This is a genomic window from Caballeronia glebae (assembly GCF_001545035.1).
Classification (GTDB): domain Bacteria; phylum Pseudomonadota; class Gammaproteobacteria; order Burkholderiales; family Burkholderiaceae; genus Caballeronia; species Caballeronia glebae.
The window spans coordinates 71,543-92,147 of sequence record NZ_FCOJ02000016.1 but is presented as its reverse complement, the minus strand read 5'-3'; the positions used below and the strand labels follow the sequence as shown (position 1 = coordinate 92,147).

At 60.8% G+C, this 20,605-nt stretch carries 23 protein-coding genes; 8 read left to right on the top strand and 15 right to left on the bottom strand.

Annotated elements, in window-relative coordinates; genetic code table 11:
- Positions 1 to 108: 108 nt before the first annotated feature.
- The 3 genes from AWB82_RS13625 to AWB82_RS13615 all read right to left on the bottom strand — a co-directional run bounded on the left by AWB82_RS13625 (position 109) and on the right by AWB82_RS13615 (position 1,858).
- Positions 109 to 357, bottom strand: a complete 249-nt coding sequence (locus AWB82_RS13625) for a pentapeptide MXKDX repeat protein (protein WP_086967845.1) — start codon at positions 355 to 357, stop codon at positions 109 to 111.
- Between the two features lie 66 nt (positions 358 to 423).
- Positions 424 to 1,200 (bottom strand): molybdopterin-dependent oxidoreductase, encoded by a 777-nt coding sequence (locus AWB82_RS13620; protein ID WP_086967843.1) that lies wholly within the window; start codon positions 1,198 to 1,200, stop codon positions 424 to 426.
- A gap of 19 nt (positions 1,201 to 1,219) precedes the next feature.
- On the bottom strand, positions 1,220 to 1,858 hold the full coding sequence (locus tag AWB82_RS13615) for a cytochrome b/b6 domain-containing protein (RefSeq protein WP_086967841.1): 639 nt from the start codon (positions 1,856 to 1,858) through the stop codon (positions 1,220 to 1,222).
- Positions 1,859 to 2,200: 342 nt separating this feature from the next.
- Between AWB82_RS13615 and AWB82_RS13610 the strand changes: the two genes are divergently transcribed.
- Complete coding sequence (locus AWB82_RS13610) at positions 2,201 to 2,749, top strand: sigma-70 family RNA polymerase sigma factor (RefSeq protein ID WP_086967839.1); 549 nt, start codon at positions 2,201 to 2,203, stop codon at positions 2,747 to 2,749.
- On the top strand, positions 2,746 to 3,387 hold the full coding sequence (locus AWB82_RS13605) for a DUF1109 domain-containing protein (RefSeq protein WP_086967837.1): 642 nt from the start codon (positions 2,746 to 2,748) through the stop codon (positions 3,385 to 3,387). The genes AWB82_RS13610 and AWB82_RS13605 overlap by 4 nt, the downstream gene beginning before the upstream one ends.
- A gap of 48 nt (positions 3,388 to 3,435) precedes the next feature.
- Here the strand turns inward: AWB82_RS13605 and AWB82_RS37635 are convergent, their stop codons facing one another.
- The gene (locus tag AWB82_RS37635; protein ID WP_159462586.1) at positions 3,436 to 3,582 is read right to left on the bottom strand and encodes a hypothetical protein; all 147 of its coding nucleotides are present in this window, start codon (positions 3,580 to 3,582) and stop codon (positions 3,436 to 3,438) included.
- A gap of 329 nt (positions 3,583 to 3,911) precedes the next feature.
- On the opposite strand from AWB82_RS37635, the gene AWB82_RS13600 reads away from it, so the two are divergent.
- Entirely contained in the window at positions 3,912 to 4,187 is a 276-nt protein-coding gene (locus tag AWB82_RS13600) for a DUF3303 domain-containing protein (protein ID WP_086967914.1), read from the top strand.
- A 20-nt stretch (positions 4,188 to 4,207) separates the two neighbouring features.
- Here the strand turns inward: AWB82_RS13600 and AWB82_RS13595 are convergent, their stop codons facing one another.
- Complete coding sequence (locus tag AWB82_RS13595; protein ID WP_086967835.1) at positions 4,208 to 4,756, bottom strand: SRPBCC family protein; 549 nt, start codon at positions 4,754 to 4,756, stop codon at positions 4,208 to 4,210.
- Positions 4,757 to 5,194: 438 nt separating this feature from the next.
- Here AWB82_RS13595 and AWB82_RS13590 point away from each other — a divergent pair, with 438 nt between their 5' ends.
- Entirely contained in the window at positions 5,195 to 6,670 is a 1,476-nt protein-coding gene (locus AWB82_RS13590) for an outer membrane protein assembly factor BamB family protein (protein WP_086967833.1), read from the top strand.
- 46 nt (positions 6,671 to 6,716) lie between these two features.
- Here the strand turns inward: AWB82_RS13590 and AWB82_RS13585 are convergent, their stop codons facing one another.
- Entirely contained in the window at positions 6,717 to 7,763 is a 1,047-nt protein-coding gene (locus AWB82_RS13585; protein WP_235023275.1) for an MBL fold metallo-hydrolase, read from the bottom strand.
- Positions 7,764 to 7,788: 25 nt separating this feature from the next.
- Positions 7,789 to 8,052, bottom strand: coding sequence for a hypothetical protein (locus tag AWB82_RS37945; RefSeq protein ID WP_200818103.1), 264 nt, complete (start codon positions 8,050 to 8,052; stop codon positions 7,789 to 7,791).
- 368 nt (positions 8,053 to 8,420) lie between these two features.
- Here AWB82_RS37945 and AWB82_RS13580 point away from each other — a divergent pair, with 368 nt between their 5' ends.
- From AWB82_RS13580 to istB, 3 genes are all read left to right on the top strand, one after another.
- Positions 8,421 to 8,729 (top strand): hypothetical protein, encoded by a 309-nt coding sequence (locus AWB82_RS13580; RefSeq protein ID WP_086967831.1) that lies wholly within the window; start codon positions 8,421 to 8,423, stop codon positions 8,727 to 8,729.
- 196 nt (positions 8,730 to 8,925) lie between these two features.
- Positions 8,926 to 10,473: an IS21 family transposase gene (istA, locus tag AWB82_RS13575; RefSeq protein ID WP_086967829.1), complete on the top strand. Its 1,548-nt coding sequence runs from the start codon at positions 8,926 to 8,928 to the stop codon at positions 10,471 to 10,473.
- Between the two features lie 18 nt (positions 10,474 to 10,491).
- Positions 10,492 to 11,250: an IS21-like element helper ATPase IstB gene (gene istB, locus AWB82_RS13570; RefSeq protein WP_086967827.1), complete on the top strand. Its 759-nt coding sequence runs from the start codon at positions 10,492 to 10,494 to the stop codon at positions 11,248 to 11,250.
- Positions 11,251 to 11,951: 701 nt separating this feature from the next.
- Here istB and AWB82_RS37065 read toward each other — a convergent pair.
- The 5 genes from AWB82_RS37065 to AWB82_RS39160 form a co-directional block, all read right to left on the bottom strand.
- Complete coding sequence (locus AWB82_RS37065) at positions 11,952 to 12,134, bottom strand: hypothetical protein (RefSeq protein WP_143756719.1); 183 nt, start codon at positions 12,132 to 12,134, stop codon at positions 11,952 to 11,954.
- Positions 12,135 to 12,418: 284 nt separating this feature from the next.
- Positions 12,419 to 14,485 carry a PAS domain-containing hybrid sensor histidine kinase/response regulator gene (locus tag AWB82_RS13565; RefSeq protein WP_086967825.1) on the bottom strand — a complete coding sequence of 689 codons (2,067 nt, stop codon included), beginning with the start codon at positions 14,483 to 14,485 and terminating at the stop codon, positions 12,419 to 12,421.
- 1 nt (position 14,486) lies between these two features.
- On the bottom strand, positions 14,487 to 15,986 hold the full coding sequence (locus AWB82_RS13560; protein WP_086967823.1) for an ATPase domain-containing protein: 1,500 nt from the start codon (positions 15,984 to 15,986) through the stop codon (positions 14,487 to 14,489).
- Positions 15,967 to 16,377 carry a HigA family addiction module antitoxin gene (locus AWB82_RS39165; RefSeq protein ID WP_086967821.1) on the bottom strand — a complete coding sequence of 137 codons (411 nt, stop codon included), beginning with the start codon at positions 16,375 to 16,377 and terminating at the stop codon, positions 15,967 to 15,969. Before AWB82_RS39165 ends, AWB82_RS13560 begins: the two co-directional genes overlap by 20 nt.
- A 93-nt stretch (positions 16,378 to 16,470) precedes the next feature.
- Complete coding sequence (locus tag AWB82_RS39160) at positions 16,471 to 16,860, bottom strand: response regulator transcription factor (RefSeq protein ID WP_086967820.1); 390 nt, start codon at positions 16,858 to 16,860, stop codon at positions 16,471 to 16,473.
- Between the two features lie 942 nt (positions 16,861 to 17,802).
- Between AWB82_RS39160 and AWB82_RS13545 the strand changes: the two genes are divergently transcribed.
- Positions 17,803 to 18,171 (top strand): DUF883 family protein, encoded by a 369-nt coding sequence (locus AWB82_RS13545; protein WP_159462585.1) that lies wholly within the window; start codon positions 17,803 to 17,805, stop codon positions 18,169 to 18,171.
- Positions 18,172 to 18,490: 319 nt separating this feature from the next.
- Here AWB82_RS13545 and AWB82_RS13540 read toward each other — a convergent pair whose 3' ends face one another.
- The 3 genes from AWB82_RS13540 to AWB82_RS13530 all read right to left on the bottom strand — a co-directional run bounded on the left by AWB82_RS13540 (position 18,491) and on the right by AWB82_RS13530 (position 20,290).
- Positions 18,491 to 18,709: a hypothetical protein gene (locus AWB82_RS13540; RefSeq protein WP_143756717.1), complete on the bottom strand. Its 219-nt coding sequence runs from the start codon at positions 18,707 to 18,709 to the stop codon at positions 18,491 to 18,493.
- Positions 18,710 to 18,824: 115 nt separating this feature from the next.
- Positions 18,825 to 19,169 (bottom strand): response regulator, encoded by a 345-nt coding sequence (locus AWB82_RS13535; RefSeq protein WP_086967814.1) that lies wholly within the window; start codon positions 19,167 to 19,169, stop codon positions 18,825 to 18,827.
- A gap of 89 nt (positions 19,170 to 19,258) precedes the next feature.
- Positions 19,259 to 20,290 (bottom strand): SDR family oxidoreductase, encoded by a 1,032-nt coding sequence (locus AWB82_RS13530; RefSeq protein WP_086967911.1) that lies wholly within the window; start codon positions 20,288 to 20,290, stop codon positions 19,259 to 19,261.
- Positions 20,291 to 20,605 lie beyond the last annotated feature (315 nt).

Here is a 20,605-nt window from a genome sequence, read left to right as displayed (position 1 = left end):
CTTTTTCTGCCGCCGACACTGCTCGCCGGCCTCTTCCAGATGATCTCCAGGCGCGGGCGTAAAACGAAATCCGGGCGTCTGCGCGCCCGGTTCCGATCTCCTCGCGCGTTATTGCGACATCGCGCCCGATGCCGGATGGTCCATGCCCATCGCATCGTGCTTCTTCATCTTGTCGCTCTTGCTCATCGAGTCGTGCGACATGGCGCCTTTGCTCATCGAATCGTTAGACATGTTGTCTTTCTTCATCGAGTCTTTCGACATGGCGTCGTTCGACATCGCGCCGCTTGCCTGCGCGAACACGGTCGATGCGCCCATCGACAGAGCCGCTACGAGTACTGCCGTCATCAATCGCTTCATTGCTTCTCTCCTTGGTGAGTCGGACATGGCATCCGGACGATCCGGAACCGGTGAATGGCGCGGCGCTCAGGAGCCGCCGAACCAGTTGTATCCCTGGTCGACCCAATAGCCGCCCGGATACGCATTGGTGACGAAAATCTCGACGATGTGCTTCGGATTCTTGTAGCCGAGCTTGGTCGGCATGCGCAGCTTCATCGGATAGCCGTATTTCGCGGGCAGACGCTGGCCGTCGTATTCGAACGTCAGAAGGGTCTGCGGATGCAGCGCCGTCGGCATGTCGATGCTTTCGTAGTAGTCGTCGGCGCAACGGAAGCCGACGTACTTCGCCGTCGTGTCCGCGCCCACGCGCCGCAGAAACTCGGAGAACGGCGTGCCGCCCCAGCGCCCGATCGCGCTCCAGCCTTCGACGCAGATGTGCCGCGTGATCTGCTCCGCGTGCGGCAGCGCATACAACTCCGGCAGGGTCCACACGCGCTGCCCTGTGACGAGACCGCTCACTTTCAGGCGATAGTCATCGCCGTTCACCTCCGGTACATCGTCGATTCCGTAGAACGCATTGAATGGAAACGGCCGCGTGAGCTGCGCCTCGGTGTAGGTCGGCGCGAGCTGCTTCGGATCGAAGAGCAGCGCCTGCGCGCGATCGTTCAGGCGCGAGACGGCGGTGAGGAATTTATTCACCGAGTCGCCGTCGGTGATCGAGCAACCCGTCAGGAGCGACAGGCCGCCCAGCGTCAGCATGCGCTTGCCGAAGAGCCGCCGCGAAGGATTGTCGAGTTCGCGGCGCGCGTCCGCCAGCACGGCTGCGCGATCCACCTTGATGATTCGCTTGTCGTCGGTTTTCATGGCGTGTTCCCAGCTTCAATCAGCGGCCGCGCAGCATCGTCAGCAGCGAGCGCGGCACGAGCGCGACCATCGCCACATGCACGACGACGAACGCCGCCATCACCGCCATCGCGCAGAAATGCACGATGCGCGCGTTGTCGTAGCCGCCCATCAGTTCGCGCAGCAACGGAAATTGCACCGACTTCCAGATCGCGAGCCCAGAGAGCACGAGCACGAACAGATCGGCGATGACCGCGAGATAAGCGAGCTTCTGCACCGCGTTGTACTGGCGCAAATCGGCGTGCGCGAGCTTGCCGCTCAATGCGGCGATGAGATCGCGCAACACGGCGCTCGGTGAAAGAGGAAAGAACTTCGAGAAGAAGCGGCCGCTCGCCACGTTCAGCGCGACATAGACGATGCCGTTGAAGACCAGCAGCCACATCGCCGCGAAATGCCACTGCAACGCGCCGCCGAGCCAGCCGCCGAGCGTGATCGACGGCGGGATGACGATCTGCCTGAACACCGGCGACGCGTCGTAGATGCGCCAGCCGGAAAACATCATGATCAGCGCGGCGAATGCATTGAGCCAGTGCGTGATGCGCAGCCACAGCGGATGAATCGGCGCATCGCGAGGCGAGCTTTCGTGCGCTGAGGCAAGTGGTGCTTTCATCGTTTCCATGTCAGTCACCCTGAAGGTCGGTTACTGGTTAATTCGTCGCGGACGCATCGCCGGTTACAGCCGTTCCGTGAAATCTGCGTCGTCGTCAGGTGAGTTCGCCAACTGCCCGAAAAAAGTTACAGGGCACGCTGTAACGCGCGACGGCGAAGCAGCGAACTAACGTAGAGCAGGAGGTGAACGACGACCATGGATCAGGAAGGCGCTATTGAGACGAATCACGGCTTCGGCTACCCTGAAGCGATCGAACCACGGCGCGGCGGCCGTGTCGCCCTTGCCGCTGCGGGCGCTTCGTCCGCTTCTTCGTCCCTTTCTTCGTCTCGTTGCACCGGACTCACAGGAACCATGTCGCAAGATGCGGAAAGCCGGCTGAAAGCGTTGTTCATCGGCGGACTCGATGGCGATCAGAACGCGTATCGCAGTTTCCTGCAGGCTCTCACGCGGCATTTGCGCGGCTATCTGCGAAAGCGCATCGCGCATCGTCCCGATGACATCGAGGATCTCGTCCAGGAAATTCTGCTGGCGGTTCATAACGCGCGTCACACTTATCGTCCGGATGAGCCGTTGACGGCCTGGCTGCACGCGATCGCCCGTTACAAACTCATGGATTTTTTCCGCGCGCATGCGCGTCGCGACTCGCTGAACGTACCCCTCGACGATCACGAAGAACTGCTCGCCGCCACCGACGACGAACCGGCTCAGGCGCGCCACGACGTCGGCAAGTTGCTCGAACATCTGCCGGACAAGCAGCGCCTGCCCATCGTTCATATGAAACTGGAGGGATTGTCAGTGACGGAGACCGCGCGGATCACGGGTCTTTCGGAATCGGCCGTGAAGGTGGGCGTGCATCGCGGTCTCAAGGCACTCGCCGCCAAAATCCGGGGACTTCGATGAAAACCGATGAACTCATCACCCTCCTTTCGAATCAGGTCACGCGCGTCGACCGAACGGTCGTTTCTCGCAGGTTCGTTCAGGCTCTGCTGCTCGGCGCGGCGGGCTCGCTTGTTTTGATGAGCATCGTGTTCGGCGTGCGTCACGATCTCGGCATCGTCGCCCGCACGGGCATCTTCTGGGCGAAGCTCGCGTTCCCGCTGGCCATTGGTATCGGCGCGATGCTCGCCGTCGACCGGATCGGCCGGCCCGGCGCGCGCGCGGGCTATTCCTGGATGATCGTCGCGTTGCCCTTCGCGGCGGTCTGGATTGCTGGCTGGCTGGTTCTGGACCGGGCGGATTCGACCGCACGCTGGGCGCTCGTGCTGGGTCATACGTGGCGCACCTGCCCGTTCAATATCCTGCTGCTCTCGATACCGACCTTTCCCGCCGCGATCTGGGCGATGCGATCTCTCGCGCCGACGCGCCTGCGGCTTGCCGGCGCCGCCGCCGGCTTGCTGGCAAGTTCGGTCGCGACGATCGTCTACTGCCTGCACTGCCCGGAGATGAGCCCCGCGTTTTGGGGCGTGTGGTACGCAATGGGCATGGTGATGCCGGCGCTCATCGGCGCATGGCTGGGCCCGCGGCTCTTGCGCTGGTAGCCGGATTCAGCGTGGACGAGTATGCGAAGACGCGCGCTCGCCCGGCGGTCAGTGTGTCTCCATCAGATCTCTAGCTCGTTTGATCGACGCCTTGTCGTCGACGAACTTGCGGTTCTGAATGTCCTCGGCATTCGTCACGGTCGTGTTGTACAGCGCGACATCTTCCATCAACACGCGCGTATCGACGCTTTGCATGAAGCGCGTGCCTCGCAGGTCGTGGAATGTCAGGCAATCGACTATCTCGATCCGAAGGACAACTACGGCCAAAACGCGACGAAACCGACAATCTGAACGATGGCAGCGGGTTGGTCGGCACCGGCTTCGTACAGAGCGACGATGTCAGTCTCATCTGGCTGCGCGATCGGCATCAGCTAGCGCAAGCCGTGAACGGCCGGTCGATGCCATTGGCTCGACGTCGACGTCCTCGCATTTGTGCCCGCCATCTCTCGCGTTGCTCCGCGCATCCATTGATCGGGTCCGCGCGTATACCGCATATCCATCACCGACGAGCCAGGAGGCACGCCATGAAATTCATGATGACATTCACGTGGACACCCGACGCGGAAACCCGTGCGGAAGCGATTGCGCGATTTCAAAACAAGGGTGGTGTGCCGCCTGACGGTGTCACGCTTCTTGGCCGCTGGACCAGTGCCGACCTCAGTTGTGGCTTCGGACTTTTCGAAACGGACGATCCCAGGAAGCTTGCCCAATTTGCGTACGCCTGGAATGACCTGATGCAACTCAGGCTCGCGCCAGTGCTCGACGACGAGGCGCTCGCCAGCGTCTTCGCCGCGGTGTAACGGGCGACGCATTGTCGAACCTAACGTGCGGGCATGCTTTCGAGCAAGCGCTTCAACCGCATCACCGCCTCGTCAGATTCGGACTGGATCGTGCCCTTCAGTACGATCCAGTTCAGGATAGCGAACCATACCGAAGGTGCGCGATATGTGAACTCGCGGATGAAGCGTGTCCCGTTCGTTCGCGGCGCGAGCATATAGGTGACAGTGCCGGCAGCGCGACCATCGATCACGCCGTCGATCGACCACCGCACCGGATACGTCTTGACGCTGACGGTCCAGACGACACGGCCGCGTCTGCCCGCCACGCGAAACTCCTCGGCCACCTGTTCTCCCACTTCAAGCGGATGGTCAGTCGTTCCTTGAACCGACAATGACGACGGATGCCATGCTGGCCAGTAAGCCGGCGTTGTGACGAATTCGAACACGGCGGAGGGCGCACGTTGAATCTCGACGATGCTGATAATCCGCGTCGCGGGCGAAGCATCGCGCGGCAATGGAATGAAGAATGCGGCGGCGATCGCAAGCAGCAACGCCGTCAGGGCGAGGACGGTTCTCGTTCGTGGCGTCATGATCGCTCGTGTCCTGGCTCGTGTCCTGTATACGCGTGGACCATTCCATTCTAAGTCGCCACCAGACAAGCACACGACGATACGCGGGCAGATAACAACAGCATGAGCGATGTGTTGGACGCTAACCGCCATTCCAATCTTTCTTGCCCGGCGCCGCGTAACTTCGGAGCAGAGGCTTATCCAGGGAAACGTCGCAAATTCAGGCGCTTACGCTACCCGGTTCGGACTCGATGCCCGATTGGCCCGGTCTGTGCATTTGACCGACCACGGAGAGTGCGTCGCCGTTTGCGCTCGGCAACGAAGGCAGAATCGCAAATGCTCATGCCAGTCGTCGAAGTGCCTGGCTGCAAGCGCTATGGCAAATGCCACTCGTGTGCTGATAACTTCAACGCGAGCCATTGATCTCCGCCCGGACAACACGTCATTCAAGGGGGCGCGATGGACATCAAACCAGTGCTATTTGTTGCCGGGCTCGCAGCCATCGCGAATGTCGGCTATGCCGAGTGGACGCATCCGCACGCCGACGCGTCGAACACCGGTTTCGCAAAGGTCGTCACGGCTCCCGCGACGAAGACGGTACGTGCCGCGACGATCGGCCCACTCGCTTCAGGCGCAGGCCCTGTCGTCGGCCCAGACGGGACTGTCTACATCGGCAACCTCAACGGACAGGTGCTCGCCTTTCACGCCGATGGCACGCCCGCCTGGAGCCGCCAGTTGCCAGCGGGACAATGGGTCACGTCCTCGCCTGTGGTCGGTGTGGACGGATCGGTGTACGTGGTAGCCGAGACGCGTGTTCTCGTCGCGGGAGAGACGAGCGTCTATCGTTACGAATCCACGCTGCACAAGTTCTCCGCCGGCGGAGGGTGGCTGTATCAGACGCCGTTCCCGCAGCGCTGGAGCGACACGAAATACAGCAGTCGCGGCGATGCCAACGCGCCGCCGAACATCTGGAGCAGCAACGGCGTCGAGTCCGTCATCGTGCCGGCGGTGTACTCCACACCGGTCTATACCTCGTTGCGCCTGGTCGCGTTCTCCACCAGCGGCGCAGTGCTCGGCGATACGCTCGTGGCCGAGCCCACGCCCGGCACGGTGTCGGGCAGCGCGAACTGGCACGATCTGCTCGACCTGTTGCCTCCATGGGGATTCGACGAGCCCTCCGCGCCGCCGTCATGCACGAACTTCGCCGCATGCCTGCCCGACGATACGACGTGGCCATTGTCCAACGTCGCGATCTGGCAGAGCGACAAGGGCGAGACACCGACCGTGATGATCTCCGACGCGAGGCAGGATCTCGTTGGCTACACGTTCGATCCCGCGCAGGGATTCACCGAGCGGTTTCGCGTGCACGACGCGAATCGTGTCGCATCGTCAGGGCCGCTCATCTTGCCCGACGGCCATACGGTCGTGGCGGCGAGCGGCGAAAAATCGAACCGGCTCACGTTCGCCGGGCCGAACTTTACGCCTTTGGCCGATTCCACCGGCAATCTCGGCGTCGTCGCCGCCGTGCCGACACGTCTGCCTGACGGCCGGTTGATCGTCGTGGAACAGAAAGGCGGGCTTGCGGGTTTTTCAGTTGCTAATGTGCTCGCAAATCATGTCGACCTGCCTGGCGAATCGATCGTCGCGGCAGCCGCGTCATGTAACCTCGTGTATGTCGCGACCGCGGGCGCTTTAACCACGCTCGACATCGTGACATTACAGCCCGTCGCCGAATTGAAGTGGCATGGCGGCGGGCGCTCCTCTCCGGTCATCAGCTCGACGGGATACGTGTATGCAACGGCCGCGACCGGCAGCGACTCGGCGAACTTCATGTTCGTGTTCCCGCCGCTCAATCCGCCTGCCACAAGTTTCCACGGCACCGCCTGCGAGGCAACGACGAAGACACTCGGCGGCTCCGCCACGAGACAACCATGACAGGCCTCTGTCCCGGCCGAGCGTCGCTCGGGCGCTTTCTCAACGATCAGCTCGCAAAGACGTAGCGGCTTCCCGTGTATGAGCGGATGAACTTGTCGGGCGCCTCTTTCTCCAAGATCTGAACGAACGTCTCGCCGGTGCAGTGCATGGGAATGACATAGTCCGGATCGAATTTCATCAACTCGGTGAAGGTCTGCCTGACATAGTCTTCCTTCTGCGGCGCAAGATGAAAGCCGCCGGCCACCGCATGCACTTTGCTGACGCCGGAGATTTCCAGCGCACGCGATACGGCATTCACCACGCCGCGGTGACTACAGGACGTGATCACGACGAGACCGCGTCCTTTCACGTTGAAGCACGTCGCCAGTTCGTGCTGGAAGTCGTCCGCGATGACCTGGACGCTCTGCTTTTCCGTGGCAAGCTTGTCGGGAAAGCATCCGATGCCATCCTTGATCCCGACGTGCATCCGGCTCGGAGACAGCACCTTCTCAAACGAGCGAGTCGGTATGTTTCCAGTGGTGAAGCCATGACCCGCGATTATCGACGGCGCTTCGGCCGTGACGATCCGGACCTTGGCGCCGGCCAGCGCGCTACGGTCGATATAACCGAAATCCTCGACCTTTCCCGCCGTCCACTCGCGGGTGCAAAAGGCCTCTTCGCCGCCGACATACAGCGGAACGTCGGGCCGCAGCCTGCGTCGATTGTGTTGCAGAAAACCGGCAAGGCCTCCGAAGTGATCGTAATGTCCGTGGCTCAGAACAAGCGCATCGATGCTCTCCGGTGCAATGCCCAACATCGACAGATTGTTTTCCAGCGTCTCGGAGGTAAATCCGAAGTCGATCAGCATGTTTCGCGTCTCTGCGCCGCGGCTGGATTCTGCGTGCATTGCCAGACCGAATTCTCCCAGCAACGATTTTCCCGCGGGAGGCATGCCGAAGCGGATGACATCGATACTCCCGATCCTTCCACTCGGCGCGATCGCCAGTTGGTAGCTGTCCGTTACGACGCGCAGCGCGAGACGATCGACAGTCGGTACATCTCCCGACACCTGTTCGGCCCGGGCGACAGATGATCCGCTCAGAATCGGCCCCATCAGAGCGCCGAAGGTCGCCGATGCGCTACAGCAAAGAAACATGCGGCGAGACGGCCGATGCGAACACATGCATTGGGGCATGATCGCCTCCTCCGTTGAAATCGACTTCGTTGCCAGATGCAGACGAGCAGGCTCCCTTTTCACCCTCGCGTCGACGCGAAACGTCCAGGACGGCGCGAACAAGGTCGTGATCGGATTCAACGGATTGAATGAGATTCGTCAGGAGGGCGGTCGCCTCGACTGCGGATGAATCGGTCATCCTGTCATGCTTCCGAAGGCTGATCGTCATGTCTACCTTAGTCCATGACACTGCTGTCATTCAAGCTGCCAGCGCTCGAATCGCGAGGTCTCACCGAGACAGGTCGCGAATGATTTGCTACTGGCGCGTCGCGGCGGTCTCGCATGGCCGGGCTCGCGCAGAACCGTCGACTGATGCCAGTTATTTTTTTGCGCGCGACGGATCGGCAACTCGTTACATAGCTATATGGAAGTGACCTCCCACGGCGCTAGTTTGGAAAGCACGTGGGCAAGCCGCATTCAGCAAGTCCGACGACAGTCGACAGCGAACGCGCGACCGGGACCGACTCATGCTTGATTGAGTCAGGTGCGGTCCGCCGATGCGCAAGGGCTGTACCCTCTATGGCACGGAGACGCCCCATGTCCTTCAATGTCAACACCAACGACATCATCTATACGAAAACCAGACTTGGCGTCAACGCTCGCGCGCCAATTCGCAATACAGAGGGCATCGAAGTGGGCGACGTCGACGACAGAGGCGAATCAATCGTCGCTCCGGTGCGCTTCATCACGCCCGAAGTGCGCGCCGAGTTCCTCAGAGAAGCCCGCGGCTTGATCCCCGAGTCACCGTTTGGGATCGGGAACGACGAATACCGGATATCGGAATACGCGCGCAAGCTTTTGGAAGACGCGGAGCAACGGGTCATCACTCGCCGCCAGTGCCACTGAGTGCTGTGCGTTGTGAATATTCCACGCCAAATCGAACGTAAATTCCACGCGAAAGCGAACATGAATTCCACGGCAAAACGAACGCCGATTCCACGGCAAAACGAACAGGGATTCCACGCGAAAGCGAACAGCAAGGTGCTGTAGCAGCGACGCGGGTCAACGATGGCACGCTCGACAATTTTGTCGGGAGTGCCGGATGGCAAACATCAGGTTGACCATGCGTAAAATTCGTGAAGTCCTTCGGCTGCACTTCGACTGCGACCGCACCCATCGGGAAATCGCCCAGGCCATCGGCACGTCGACCTCGACAGTGTGGCAATACCTGCACCGGGTGAAACTGGCCGGCCTACAGTGGCCGTTGCCAGCACAACTGGCGAGCGACGACGCGGCACTCGAAGCCCGGCTGTATCCACCGCCCGCGCCACGCGCGCTTCCGCGAGGCATGCCGCACTGGCCGACGATACATCGCGAGATCGGCAAGCCGGGCGTGACGCTGGAGCTGCTGTGGCAGGAATACAGGGCCCAGCATCCGGACGGATACGGCTATAGCTGGTTCTGCCGGGCCTATCAGGAATGGGCGCAGCGACTGCCGGTGACGATGCGACAAACGCACATGCCGGGGCAGAAGCTGTTCGTCGATTACTCCGGCAAGAAGCTCGGCATCATCAATCCGGACACGGGCGAGATCCGTGAAGCTGAGTTGTTCGTTGCGGCCCTCGGCGTGTCCGGCTACACATTCGCTGAGCTGACGTGGACGCAGAAACTGCCCGACTGGATCGGCTCGCATGTGCGCGCCTTTGCGTTTTACAACGGCGTAGTCGAGATTCTGGTCCCGGATAACCTGAAGTCGGGCGTGCTCAAGGCCAACTTCTACGAACCACAGATCAACGAGACCTACCAGGAGATGGCGAGGCATTACTCCACCGCCATCATCCCAGCGCGTCCAAGAAAGCCGCGTGACAAGCCGAAAGCCGAGCTCTCGGTACTCCTGGTCCAGCGATGGATTCTCGCGCGCTTGCGAAACCAGCGCTTCTTTAACCTCGATGAGGCCAACCGGGCCGTCGCCGTGTTGCTGGTGGATCTGAACAACCGGCCATTCAAGAAGCTGCCGGGCTCGCGCCGTAGCGTATTCGAGGAAATCGATCGGCCTGCGCTGCGCCCGCTTCCAGACACGCCCTACCAGTACGCAGATTGGATCGTCGCTCGCGTGGGGCCGGACTATCACGTCGAAGTGGACCAGCACTACTACTCCGTGTCGTACCGCTATGCACGCGAGCAGGTCGATGTGCGCGTCACGACCAATACCGTCGAGATCTTCCATCGCGGCCAGCGCATCGCCGCGCACGGCAAGAGTGCCCGCCGTCGCTTCCACACCACCATCGACGCGCACATGCCACCGGAACACCAGGCCGTCGTGAAGGGCTGTGACCCGCAACGGCTGGGCAACTGGGCCGCCGACATTGGCCCGCACACCTCCGCCGTCATCCAGCACCTGCTGGGCGCGCGCAAGCATCCGCAGCAGGCGTACCGCGCCTGTCTGGGTGTGCTGCGCATGGGCAAGGACTACGGGCGCGAACGGCTCGAGGCCGCCTGCCGCCGCGCCATCGACCTGAAAGCGCCGAACTACAAGTTCATTGCCTCGACGCTGAAGAACGGCCTGGACCGTGAGCCAGAACCGGCTACGCTCCAGGCCGACCTGCCGCTCATGCACGCCAACGTGCGCGGGCCATCCTACTATCACTGAAATCAGGAAGGAATCGTCATGCTTCATCATCCGACCGTCGACAAACTGCATGCGCTGCGCCTGAGCGGCATGGCCGCTGCCCTTGCCGAACAGCAGGCGCAGGAGGGCATTGATCGGCTTGGCTTCGAAGAGCGCCTGGGCCTTCTGGTCGAGCGCGAAGCCAGCCAGCGGGAATCGAGACAGACAACTGCGCGCTTGCGGCGCGCGAAGCTGAAGTTCTCCGGCGCCTCGCCGGAGGATATCGATTACCGCACTGCGCGCGGGCTGGATCGCGCGCTCACCGCTCGGCTGCTGACCTGTGAATGGATTCGGGAGCGCCAGAATCTCATCCTGGTCGCGCCGACCGGCCTTGGCAAGAGCTGGCTGGGTTGCGCCTTCGCAGTTCAGGCCTGCAGACAGGGCTTCTCGGCGTGTTATCTGCGCGTGCCGAAGCTCAGTGAAGAGTTGGCTATTGCGCACGGTAGTGGCCGCTACGCACGCTGGCTTGCGCAACTCGCCAAGACGGATCTCGTGATACTTGACGACCTTGCGATGACGCCGCTGAGCGACTCGGCGCGGCGTGACCTGCTTGAGGTTCTCGATGACCGACACGGCAACCGATCCACACTGGCCACAAGCCAGCTGGCCGTGGACCTCTGGCATGACGCGATTGGCGAACCGACGGTCGCGGACGCAATCCTCGACCGGCTGGTGCACAACGCTCATCGCATCACGCTTGCCGGCGAATCGATGCGCAAGACGCGAAGTCAGTTGACCGCGAAGTCGCAGTCCGAGTAAAAAGGCAAAACCCCCGTATCGCTGCATCCTGTTTGTTCGCGATGGCGCGAAATCGCTGTTCGCCTTGCAGTGGAATCAGCGTTCGCTTTACCGTGGAATGGCTGTTCGATTTGCTTGGAATACGCAGTGCGTTGTGTAAAATGACCACCCACGATATCCGGTACGAGGAGCACACGATGAGCAAGTCGCAGGACGCCAAGAAAGCGCAGAAGAAGGTTGCCACCAAGACGCCCAAGGAAAAGAAGGAAGCAAAAAAGCTGAAGAAGGACGCTGTGAAGCGTCAGTGATGTGAGCAGTCGCAGGCGGGCGCCCGTTTTTCAACTGAGGGGGCGCGAGCGATGAGCTTCGCACGAAACCCCAGTGGTGGCCGCCCTGCTTTTAACACCGATCGCCAAGCGCAGGAATGTCCCAAGCGGAGGAACTTCCCTTTACTCGGACCTTCCTGCAGATTGAGCGTCGCGCAATTGCGTGCTACTCGTGACCCTGCAACAGGGTATGCGCTTGCCGAACATCCGATTCGGTTGCGACCGTCTCCAGCACGCTATGGACCCGCGAGTGGGCATCCACGCCCACAGCGGCACTTCGTGCCGATGTGCCGCTCGTTATCTCTCTTTCTCCGATGCATCTCTGGGCCGCGCTGCTTCCCGGCGTTCTCCGGCGACGACGGCGCAGACTGAAAAACAACGCCAACGATCAGCTTTTCACGGTTTAGCGGGATAGCGCCACTTGTGCACGGTCGAATCGATAAGAGCAAAGCTGATTCGCCGCTGCTCTTCCCTGTTAGCGTCCGCGGTTTTGAGAATGAGAAGCTTTGCCCGACGATCCCGGTTGTAAGCATTCTCGTTTTCCGCAGGAGAAATGGCATTCTTGATTTCTACTCGCATGACTACCTCTGAAAGACCAGTCCCAATTTTGAGGACGGTCTGCTCACTGTAGACCGTTTTCGCTCGGCGGACTCCGTTTATTACGTTAACTTACGCGGTTAGCTGGTTAGCAAGGCGCAGGCTCTTGGCGGCGCGAAAAGTGCGGTGCCGGCACTGACGAGCTACAGGGCGAGCATCCGACGCGTAGAACTTGCTTGGTCATCGACCCCACGCGGTTCCGATTTGAGCCGGGAATTCAGTCGCGCTTCTGCCGGCCCCAACGCGTTCGGTTGAACCGTCCTTACCTAGCGCAAGTCGGACCTTTGCATGTTCGAGGGAACCACGGCTTTGGCGATCTCAGCAATCAGTTGGCTCCTTTGGTAGGGTTTCCTCAATTTCCGAACACCAGGCTGTGCGTCGGTCGGGAGCTCAGCGTAACCGGTTGCGAGCAAGACCGGCAGTCGGGGGAAGATAGCGCGGGCAGCCGCCACCAGTTCAATGCCAGTCATCCCCGGCATCGAATAATCGGTGATGATGAGATCTACGGCGCGCCCTGAGCGAAGGATCTGAAGTGCCCGATCTCCCGACTCTGCTTCGATCACGGAGTGCCCTAAGTCCTCTAGTAATGCGGCGGTGCTCCCGCCGACCAACGGATCGTCATCCACCACCAGAATGGTCAGATTCGCAGCTTGACCGGGCACGAAGTGCTCAGTAGGCGCCGTAGATGCCCTCTCCAGCTGATCAGTGACTGGAAGCCACAGCTCGGCACGGGTTCCCTTCTGAAGCTCGCTGTGGAGGCGTAACGCACCTTTCAATTGGCGCGCAAGACCGTGAACCATTGATAGGCCAAGTCCGGTTCCCTTTCCGACCTCTTTCGTGGAGAAAAAAGGCTCGGTGGCCTTCGCCAGCGTTGAAGCATCCATACCGGTACCGCTATCGGTTACGCGCACGCAGATGTAGGCTCCCCCGCGAAGGTCCGGGGAGTCTGCTATTGCAGCCGCTTCAGCGCTAATGTCAAGTTTTCCGCCCTCTGGCATCGCGTCACGCGCATTCACCACTAGATTCAACAGAGCCAGTTCCAGTTGATTGGCATCAACCAGCGCCCGCGGAAGGTCGGCAGGGAGATTGAGCGACAACTTTATGCGCGGAGTCGTGGATCGCTCGATTAGTGCGGTCATGCCGTGAACGAGTTTCGCCACGTTCACTGGCTCGACCGTCAGGTCTTGCCGTCGTGCGAACGCAAGCAGCCGTTGCGTCAGCGAGACGCCGCGGGTCGCTCCCTGCAGCGCACCGTCAATCAAACGGGTTGCGCGCGCGTCACCTTCGACGGACTTGCGCAACAAATCAAGGTTAGACAGGATTGCCATCAGCAGATTGTTGAAGTCATGAGCAACGCCTCCCGTCAACTGCCCGATCAATTCCATTTTCTGCGATTGCCGGAGCAAGTCTTCGGCGCGCTCGCGTTGAACCATCTCCTCGACAATCTTTTGATGCGCGCTTTCGAGCGCTGCGGTGCGCTCTGCTACTCGCGCCTCGAGATTACTATTGAGCCGTTGCAACGTTTCTTGAGCGGTCTTGGCGCCTGTAATGTCGCGCGACACACCAACCAATCGATGCCCCACCTCGGTTGCGTGAGAAACGATCACTTTGCGCGCGTGAATCTCGACCCAGTGAACCGAGCCTTCGGGCCATACCGTGCGGTACTGTCCTGTCCAGTCACCACCTTTTTCAGCGGTCGCAAGAAGCGCAGCCTGCATTGCGGCGTTGTCCGCCGGAAGAATGCTGGCGACCAGGTCGCCGTATGCAAATGTGTCTTCTGCCGCACGCCCGAAAGCCGCCTTGCAGGTAACCGAAGCCTGAAGAGTCCAGGCGTCCAGATCGAGCTCCCATGTGCCAAGTTGGCCCGCAAGCAGCGCTGTACGCAGGCGCTGTTCAGCTTCGCGCGCTTCTTCAATGCGGGCGCGCGCCTCGTACTGCCGAAGCCGCGCTTTCCTCGCCGAGCGAGCGACACTCACGAAGGTAGTTGGATGAAACGGTCTTTCAAGGAAGGTAACGTTGCCGAGCATGCCGGAAAGCGTCGACGCGACGTCGACCCGGTCCACATGACCCTCGCGGCCGGTCAGGACAATGAACGGCAAGTCTGACCAGCTCTGCTGCCCAGCCACCCACGAAAGCATGATCGAATTCGTGGTTTGCTGAAGGGACTCTTCAGTCACGACACAGAAGCAGATATCGTCGCTGAGTTCCGACTCTAGACAGGCAATGTCGGGACACGACCGGGACGTGATACCCATCTCATCGAGCAGCGCGCCGAGAATCCCGGCGTCGCGTCCGAAGGGTGCTACGACCAGGGCGTGACAGGGCTCTCCCATGTCACGCACGGCTCGCGCCGTCCCGGCTCAGCAATCGCTCGGCGTCTCCGACGAAGCTTGGCACGCCGCGTAACACGCCTTGAAGATTTTCGAGTGGCTGGCCAAGGAATAAACCGCTTGATCCAATTCCGAATTCGCGAATGGTTTGTTCATGCTCGCCTGTACGCTTTTTGATCACCGATACCGCGCGACGCACCTTTCCCACCGCTTCGAAATAGCGCAGCAGGATCACGGTGTCGGCGAGGTAAGTAAGGTCGACGGGCGTCTTCATCTCTCCTACCAACCCGTGCTGGGCGACGGTGAGAAACGTGGTGGCGCCTTGACGGTTGAGGTACTGCAGCAGTTCGTGGATGTGCAATATAAGCGCCTGTTCGTCGGGCATGGCGGCCTGATAACCGTTCAGGCTGTCGATGGCAACGATTTTGGCCTGCGCCTTGTCAACGCGCGCACGAACCCGATATGCAAATTCGCCGGGCGACAGTTCAGCGGCATCCAGTTGCTCGATGTGCAGCATGCCCTCATCGCGCATGCCTTCCAGGTCCAGACCCATCGCGCGCGTACGCTGGAACAGCAACCCGAGTTCCTCGTCGAATACAAACATCGCTGCGCGTTCGCCGCGCCGGACGGCGGCCGCGAGAAACTGAAATACGAAGGTGCTCTTCCCTGTACCAGCCGGGCCCAACACCAAAGTACTCGAACCTTGTTCGATGCCGCCGCCGAGCAAAGCGTCGAGTTCGGCAATATCTGTTTTTGCCTGGACACGCGCGAATCTCGTGCGATGCTCGGATGCGATGAGGCGGGGAAAGACCATGACTCCGCCGGGACGAATAATGAAATCGTGATACCCGCCTCGGTAAGCTCGACCGCGGTACTTTGTGATCCTGACGCGTCGCCGCTCAGCGCCGTACTCCGGCGCCGTCTCTTCGAGCTTGATCACGCCGTGCGCGATACTGTGGACAGTCTTGTCTTGAAACTCCGCGGTCAGATCATCAAGCAGCAGTACCGTCGCGCCATGGCGGGCGAAGTAATGTTTCAACGCGAGGATCTGCCGCCTGTACCGCAGCGAGCTTTGTGCAAGCAGGCGAATCTCAGAAAGACTATCGAGCACGATGCGACTCGGCTTGACCCGTTCAAAGATCTCGAAAAGCTGCCTGATCGTTTCGCCAAGCTCAAGATCAAACGAGTAGAGCAGGCTTTGTTGCTGGGTTCCGTCAAGGAGACTCTCAGGCGGCACCAGCTCGAAAACCGTTAGATTGTCTTTCAACGTCCATCCGTGCGACGCCGCGCCAGCGCGCAGTTCTTTCTCCGTCTCAGACAGCGTGACGTAGAGTCCGACCTCGTCGGGCTCAGCAAGAAGGAATTGGAGAGCAACAGTGGTTTTACCGGTGCCGGGGTGTCCTTCCAGAAGGAAGACGTGCCCGCGAGACAAACCACCGCCCAGGATGTCGTCCAAGCCCGGTATGCCGGTGGAAGCGATGCTGCTATTGGGCTCGTGAGTCATCCACCGCTCCTAAAAGTTCGATCACTTCGTGAGGCAACTTATGCCGCGGAATGCGCGAAAGCGCTCTCGCCTCATCGCGAAGCACGCGCGCAAGGTCGTACTCGCTTTGTCGAATGAGCCAGAAGGACGCGGAAATCGCACAATACCGCTCCAGTCGAGCAGCCATCGCGACGGATATGGCCATTTGCCCGGCGAGCACGCGGTGGAGTGTTTGACGGGAGATAGCGAGATCATTCGCGGCTTGCGTGACGGTGACGCCGAGCGACGGCAAGATGTAGTCACGCAGCAGTCCGCCCGGGTACGTGGCGGGCGATCGCGTGGAAGCTCTGCCGATATGAACCGTTTTCACTCGCGCAGTGTAACGCGAAACGCTACGCTGGGATGACACCATAGGACGGTGGCTGAAGACGATTAATGATTGCTCCGCAGTGGTCGGTAAAAGGCGACTTCGAAAGCCGATAAGAGAGTCACAAAAAGCCAAAAATTACCGAGGCGTGCGTCGGCGCAGCAGGTGGCGGATTTGCCTAATGAAAGCGTCAAAGTCCACAGGCTTTTCGAGGACAAGGTCAACTCGGCCGCCAGCTTGGATGCCTCTGGCAGCGGACCAGAGAATGAGCGCTGTGCCTTTGAGGTCTTTGTCCGCTCGGACAGCATCACAAACTTCTAACCCATTCATGCCGGGCATCATGTAGTCACACACAATTACGTCGGGGGCATGCGCCTGCGCGTGCGTCAAGCCATCCGCGCCGTCGCGCGCACTGCTCACCTCCATGCCCTCCGCCTCCAGCAGCATAGACCAGACGGTGCGAATGTCGGGCTCGTCATCGATGAGAAGTATGGAGGGCGCAGAAAGGCAGGGAGGGAGACGCGACATTGAAAGGGACCGGTCGAGGGTCTGTCATGGAACGCACGGCCTGTGCCCACGCTTTGAACACGCTTGTATCTCGAAGCGTTCGGCCGACGGCGGGTGTTCCAGAGCAGTCTAAAGAGCGAACACTCTATGAGCGTGCGTTGCGCACTGCTGTTCGACTTTGGTCGTCGCCCGTGCCGCCGTTCGTGGTCTAGCCTCGCCATCTGATCGGGCCGAATAAGTAAGTTCGGTCGATCAAGTTTTGCGAAACCCGCCGAACTTCCTGCGATCTGACCGCGATAACTCCCCGTGGGGAAGAGGTCCTTGCCACGGGAACGCAGAGAGCAGTGCCGATGCGCATGCTAAGCAAGCCGCATACTCCCAGCGCGCGGGAACGAGCAACTCGGCTGCATGCGCCTGAACAGCAGAACAGCGCCTTCGAATTGCCTAGTGCGACGTCGCCCCGTGATTTCCCCCTCCGGGAGTCGCAGGTTGCATCCCGCCTGCGGAACCGCGCGAACCGGCGTCACCGTTACTCGGCGAGCTGTCGGGTGCGCCGCCCGGTGTACTTGGCTGCATTCCGCCCGATGAGCCTTGACCACTGACCCGTCCGTCGCCCGGAGTTCGCTGCGTTTGCGTTTGCGATCCCGTATTGGCGGCGCCGGTCGGTTGAGCTCTCGCGGGAGCGCTGGCTCCCACGACCACGGCGAGAATTACCCCGCAAACAGGCAGCGCGCGGGGCACCCGGTTCAGTGCTTTCCGATTCATCGTGATGCTCCTGGTTCAGTGGCTCGTTCGTCATCCGGCAATCGTCGTGCCCCATCCGCCGTGCACTGCTCAGCCGACGGCACGGCAATTGCGATACTCGCATGCCGGATGCGCGGAAAGCATTCATGCCGACCCCTGCATCTTTCTCGGCGCGCCCGCGACCTCACCGTATCCACACAGTGCCCATTGGAGGCAACCATGGCTGACAACGACCGCGCTCACGAACCCATCGACGCTCTGGCGACTGAAAAAGCCGGCAGTGCCTATGAATTCCCAACGAGCGAAAAAATGGCTTCGCCGAGCGGAGACAACGAAACGTCCGCGAAAGCCGACAACAACGGCTTTCGCGAAGCATCTCAGTCGTGGGAGGGGAATAGCGGCGCTTCGCCGTCGAGTGATCTGCGCGCTAGTGCGAAAGAAAAGTTTGCCGACGTACAAGATGCGGTGACCAGAAAGTACAGGGCCGCCGCCGATACAACGGACGATTTCGTCCACGAGAATCCGTGGAAGGCAATCACGATGGCCACGCTGGTCGGCGTCGTGGTCGGGATGCTTGCCGCGCGTTGAGGCGGGCATGGTCGTGGATGGACAGCGGGACGACGCCAGACATGGCGGATCGCTCCGCTTCCGAGGTGCGACTCATGAACGTCCTGGCGACAGGACAGCAGATCCGTACACTCGCTTATTGGCTCTAGGAAGAAGCGGGCGGCCTTGAGGGCCGCTCGGGCGCTTTCCGGATCACGGCGCACCGACACCTGGCGATCGAGCCGGCCACGGGAAACAGCGCATCGCGGTAGCGCGGTCCAGTGTGGAAAGAACGGCAAAAGTAGCGTATGAGTCCGGACCGGCCCGACAGGACGCGAATCGGGCGACGTACCGCCGACCTCTAGCTGACAAAAACGATATCGTGGTCGGATGAACCTTCGCAAGAAAAATACGCGACGCGCCCAACCCGCAGATGCAGCAGTACCTGTTCGAGTCCATGGACTTCTCTGCCATCCTTAAGCCTGCCGACTACAGTCGCACGGGACGTTTCGGTTCCATCGCGCTTGATGGCGATGATGCGCCGGATGGCTCCTGGCCGATCGGTGAAGAATTGATTCATGAAAGCCCACCCACATTGTCCGGGCCAAGATCGTAGCGCCGCTTTCGTTAAGTCAAGCTTATCCAGGACACGCGGCAGCCCGATAGCCGAAAACATACGGCATTCGAGTGGCGCCTCAACAGCGCCGAATGGTCACGGTGAGATCGGATGCCGTAACCGGCTTGCGCAGACAGCCGTCGAATTGCACTGAAGACGATGCGTCGAACCCCTGATCGCCAGTTACCGCGACGATGCAGGCCTCGTTCGAGGCGCCGGCGAAACGAATGTATTCGCAAAGTTTACGGCCATCCATGTCAGGCAGGCCGATATCCAGGAAGACGGTGTCGTAGCGCGTCCCGGCCGCCATGCGAAGCGCCTCGCCGCCCGTGCGCGCAATGTCGGCATCATGCCCGAGCGACGCAGCCAGTTCTGCGAACGCAGCGGCAAGGTTTTCATCGTCTTCGACAAACAGAAACATCATCGTCGATTCCGGCCGATTACGGCACGGCCTCATGGCTAAGTGTCATTCATCTGGATGCGCCGGTCCTTTGGAGACACGGTGCGACGCGCTCATTGAAGCTGCTGCCGGCGCGTCGAGCGAACGTAGCGCCGGCCTGCCTCGAGTAGCAACAAAGCGGCCACGCCCATTGCCACGCCGCGCACACTGGGCGGATCGATACGCGCATCGGTGTACAGGCTTCGCTCGCGCACTTTGCCGTTGCGACCCGAGCGTTCGCGCAGGCTGCCGGCTCCCTCGTAGAGTGCATCGCCGTCGCCATGAAGCTGCCGCGTGAGCTGGGCTTTGACGCCGACGAGGCTCGCCAGCCTGTCGTACAGTCGCGGCGCACGCTGGCCGAACCAAGCCGTCGCGCGCGACGCGCCACCGACATAAACGTCGCGCTCGGGCACCACAGCGCAGTGCAGTATGGCCTTCGCCACCACTTCGGGCGCGTAGACCGGTTGCGGCAGCCTGGGCTCGTGTTGGAGGTAGTTTCTTGCATGCTCGACGAAGAGCGTATCGATTCCGGCAGGCTTGATCAGCGTGACGGACACGGGCGCACGTTCGTTTTCCAGTTCGATGCGCAGCGCATCGGTATACCCCTTGACGGCATGTTTCGACGCGACATAGGCGCCCTGCAGCGGAATCGCGACATCCGACAGCTCACTGCCGAGATTGATCAAAGCACCGCCGTGCTGACGCAGATATTTCAGCGCAATGAGCGAGCCATGCACGATGCCCCAGAAGTTGGTATCGAAGAGCTTGCGCTGGTCTTCCAGCGGGACATCGACACAACGGCCATAGAGCGACACGCCCGCATTGTTGATCCATGTGTCGAAGCGGCCGAATCGCGCGATGGTCGCATCGGCTGCCGCCTGCAACTGGGCCACATCGCCCACGTCGGCGACGGCGTAGGCGGCCTGCTGCTTGTCGCCTTGCGATAACTCTTCCGATAGCGCTTTTAGCGCCGCTTCATCGCGCGCCACGAGCATCAGGCGCGCGCCGCGTTTCGCAGCCGTTCTCGCGGTGACAAGTCCGATTCCGCTCGTCGCGCCGGTGATGACGATGACCTGTTCGCTGAGTGGTTTGAGCTTTATTCGCATGAGGATTTCGCCGGTCGTGTTGATCAAACCGAGAGAGCATGCTGCGTGCCGCGTGTCCCCAAGAGCGCGCCGGTCGCGCGAATGCGTCGGCCGAACGCCCGCCGAGCGTCCGGCGATGCGCTCGAATCGATCGGGACATGACTGCAGAACACGTCAACCTTGTCGCGTGAATCGTATTAATAGCAACTGCCGGCCAACCTGCCAAAAAAGGGCTAGTGGGTCGTCTTGATCGAAACGCTCCATGACGAGCAGGTGAACGGATCGCGCGCCTCGCACCTCTCCAAAATCGAACGGGAGAAGCCTTCGGCGGCGCGC

What these genes read in the sequence shown, in the direction of transcription:
- AWB82_RS13605 (WP_086967837.1), top strand. Translation starts at nt 2,746, where the DNA reads ATGAAAACCGATGAACTCATCACCCTCCTTTCGAATCAGGTCACGCGC.
- AWB82_RS13585 (WP_235023275.1), bottom strand. Translation starts at nt 7,763, where the DNA reads ATGGGGCCGATTCTGAGCGGATCATCTGTCGCCCGGGCCGAACAGGTG.
- AWB82_RS13540 (WP_143756717.1), bottom strand. Translation starts at nt 18,709, where the DNA reads ATGAATCAATTCTTCACCGATCGGCCAGGAGCCATCCGGCGCATCATC.
- AWB82_RS13620 (WP_086967843.1), bottom strand. Translation starts at nt 1,200, where the DNA reads ATGAAAACCGACGACAAGCGAATCATCAAGGTGGATCGCGCAGCCGTG.
- AWB82_RS13615 (WP_086967841.1), bottom strand. Translation starts at nt 1,858, where the DNA reads ATGGAAACGATGAAAGCACCACTTGCCTCAGCGCACGAAAGCTCGCCT.
- AWB82_RS37635 (WP_159462586.1), bottom strand. Translation starts at nt 3,582, where the DNA reads ATGCAAAGCGTCGATACGCGCGTGTTGATGGAAGATGTCGCGCTGTAC.
- AWB82_RS37065 (WP_143756719.1), bottom strand. Translation starts at nt 12,134, where the DNA reads ATGCGAGTAGAAATCAAGAATGCCATTTCTCCTGCGGAAAACGAGAAT.
- AWB82_RS13530 (WP_086967911.1), bottom strand. Translation starts at nt 20,290, where the DNA reads ATGCGAATAAAGCTCAAACCACTCAGCGAACAGGTCATCGTCATCACC.
- AWB82_RS13545 (WP_159462585.1), top strand. Translation starts at nt 17,803, where the DNA reads ATGGCTGACAACGACCGCGCTCACGAACCCATCGACGCTCTGGCGACT.
- AWB82_RS13565 (WP_086967825.1), bottom strand. Translation starts at nt 14,485, where the DNA reads ATGGGAGAGCCCTGTCACGCCCTGGTCGTAGCACCCTTCGGACGCGAC.
- istA (WP_086967829.1), top strand. Translation starts at nt 8,926, where the DNA reads ATGGCAAACATCAGGTTGACCATGCGTAAAATTCGTGAAGTCCTTCGG.
- AWB82_RS39160 (WP_086967820.1), bottom strand. Translation starts at nt 16,860, where the DNA reads ATGTCGCGTCTCCCTCCCTGCCTTTCTGCGCCCTCCATACTTCTCATC.
- AWB82_RS13610 (WP_086967839.1), top strand. Translation starts at nt 2,201, where the DNA reads ATGTCGCAAGATGCGGAAAGCCGGCTGAAAGCGTTGTTCATCGGCGGA.
- AWB82_RS13625 (WP_086967845.1), bottom strand. Translation starts at nt 357, where the DNA reads ATGAAGCGATTGATGACGGCAGTACTCGTAGCGGCTCTGTCGATGGGC.
- AWB82_RS13535 (WP_086967814.1), bottom strand. Translation starts at nt 19,169, where the DNA reads ATGATGTTTCTGTTTGTCGAAGACGATGAAAACCTTGCCGCTGCGTTC.
- AWB82_RS13590 (WP_086967833.1), top strand. Translation starts at nt 5,195, where the DNA reads ATGGACATCAAACCAGTGCTATTTGTTGCCGGGCTCGCAGCCATCGCG.
- AWB82_RS37945 (WP_200818103.1), bottom strand. Translation starts at nt 8,052, where the DNA reads ATGACGATCAGCCTTCGGAAGCATGACAGGATGACCGATTCATCCGCA.
- istB (WP_086967827.1), top strand. Translation starts at nt 10,492, where the DNA reads ATGCTTCATCATCCGACCGTCGACAAACTGCATGCGCTGCGCCTGAGC.
- AWB82_RS39165 (WP_086967821.1), bottom strand. Translation starts at nt 16,377, where the DNA reads ATGGTGTCATCCCAGCGTAGCGTTTCGCGTTACACTGCGCGAGTGAAA.
- AWB82_RS13595 (WP_086967835.1), bottom strand. Translation starts at nt 4,756, where the DNA reads ATGACGCCACGAACGAGAACCGTCCTCGCCCTGACGGCGTTGCTGCTT.
- AWB82_RS13600 (WP_086967914.1), top strand. Translation starts at nt 3,912, where the DNA reads ATGAAATTCATGATGACATTCACGTGGACACCCGACGCGGAAACCCGT.
- AWB82_RS13560 (WP_086967823.1), bottom strand. Translation starts at nt 15,986, where the DNA reads ATGACTCACGAGCCCAATAGCAGCATCGCTTCCACCGGCATACCGGGC.
- AWB82_RS13580 (WP_086967831.1), top strand. Translation starts at nt 8,421, where the DNA reads ATGTCCTTCAATGTCAACACCAACGACATCATCTATACGAAAACCAGA.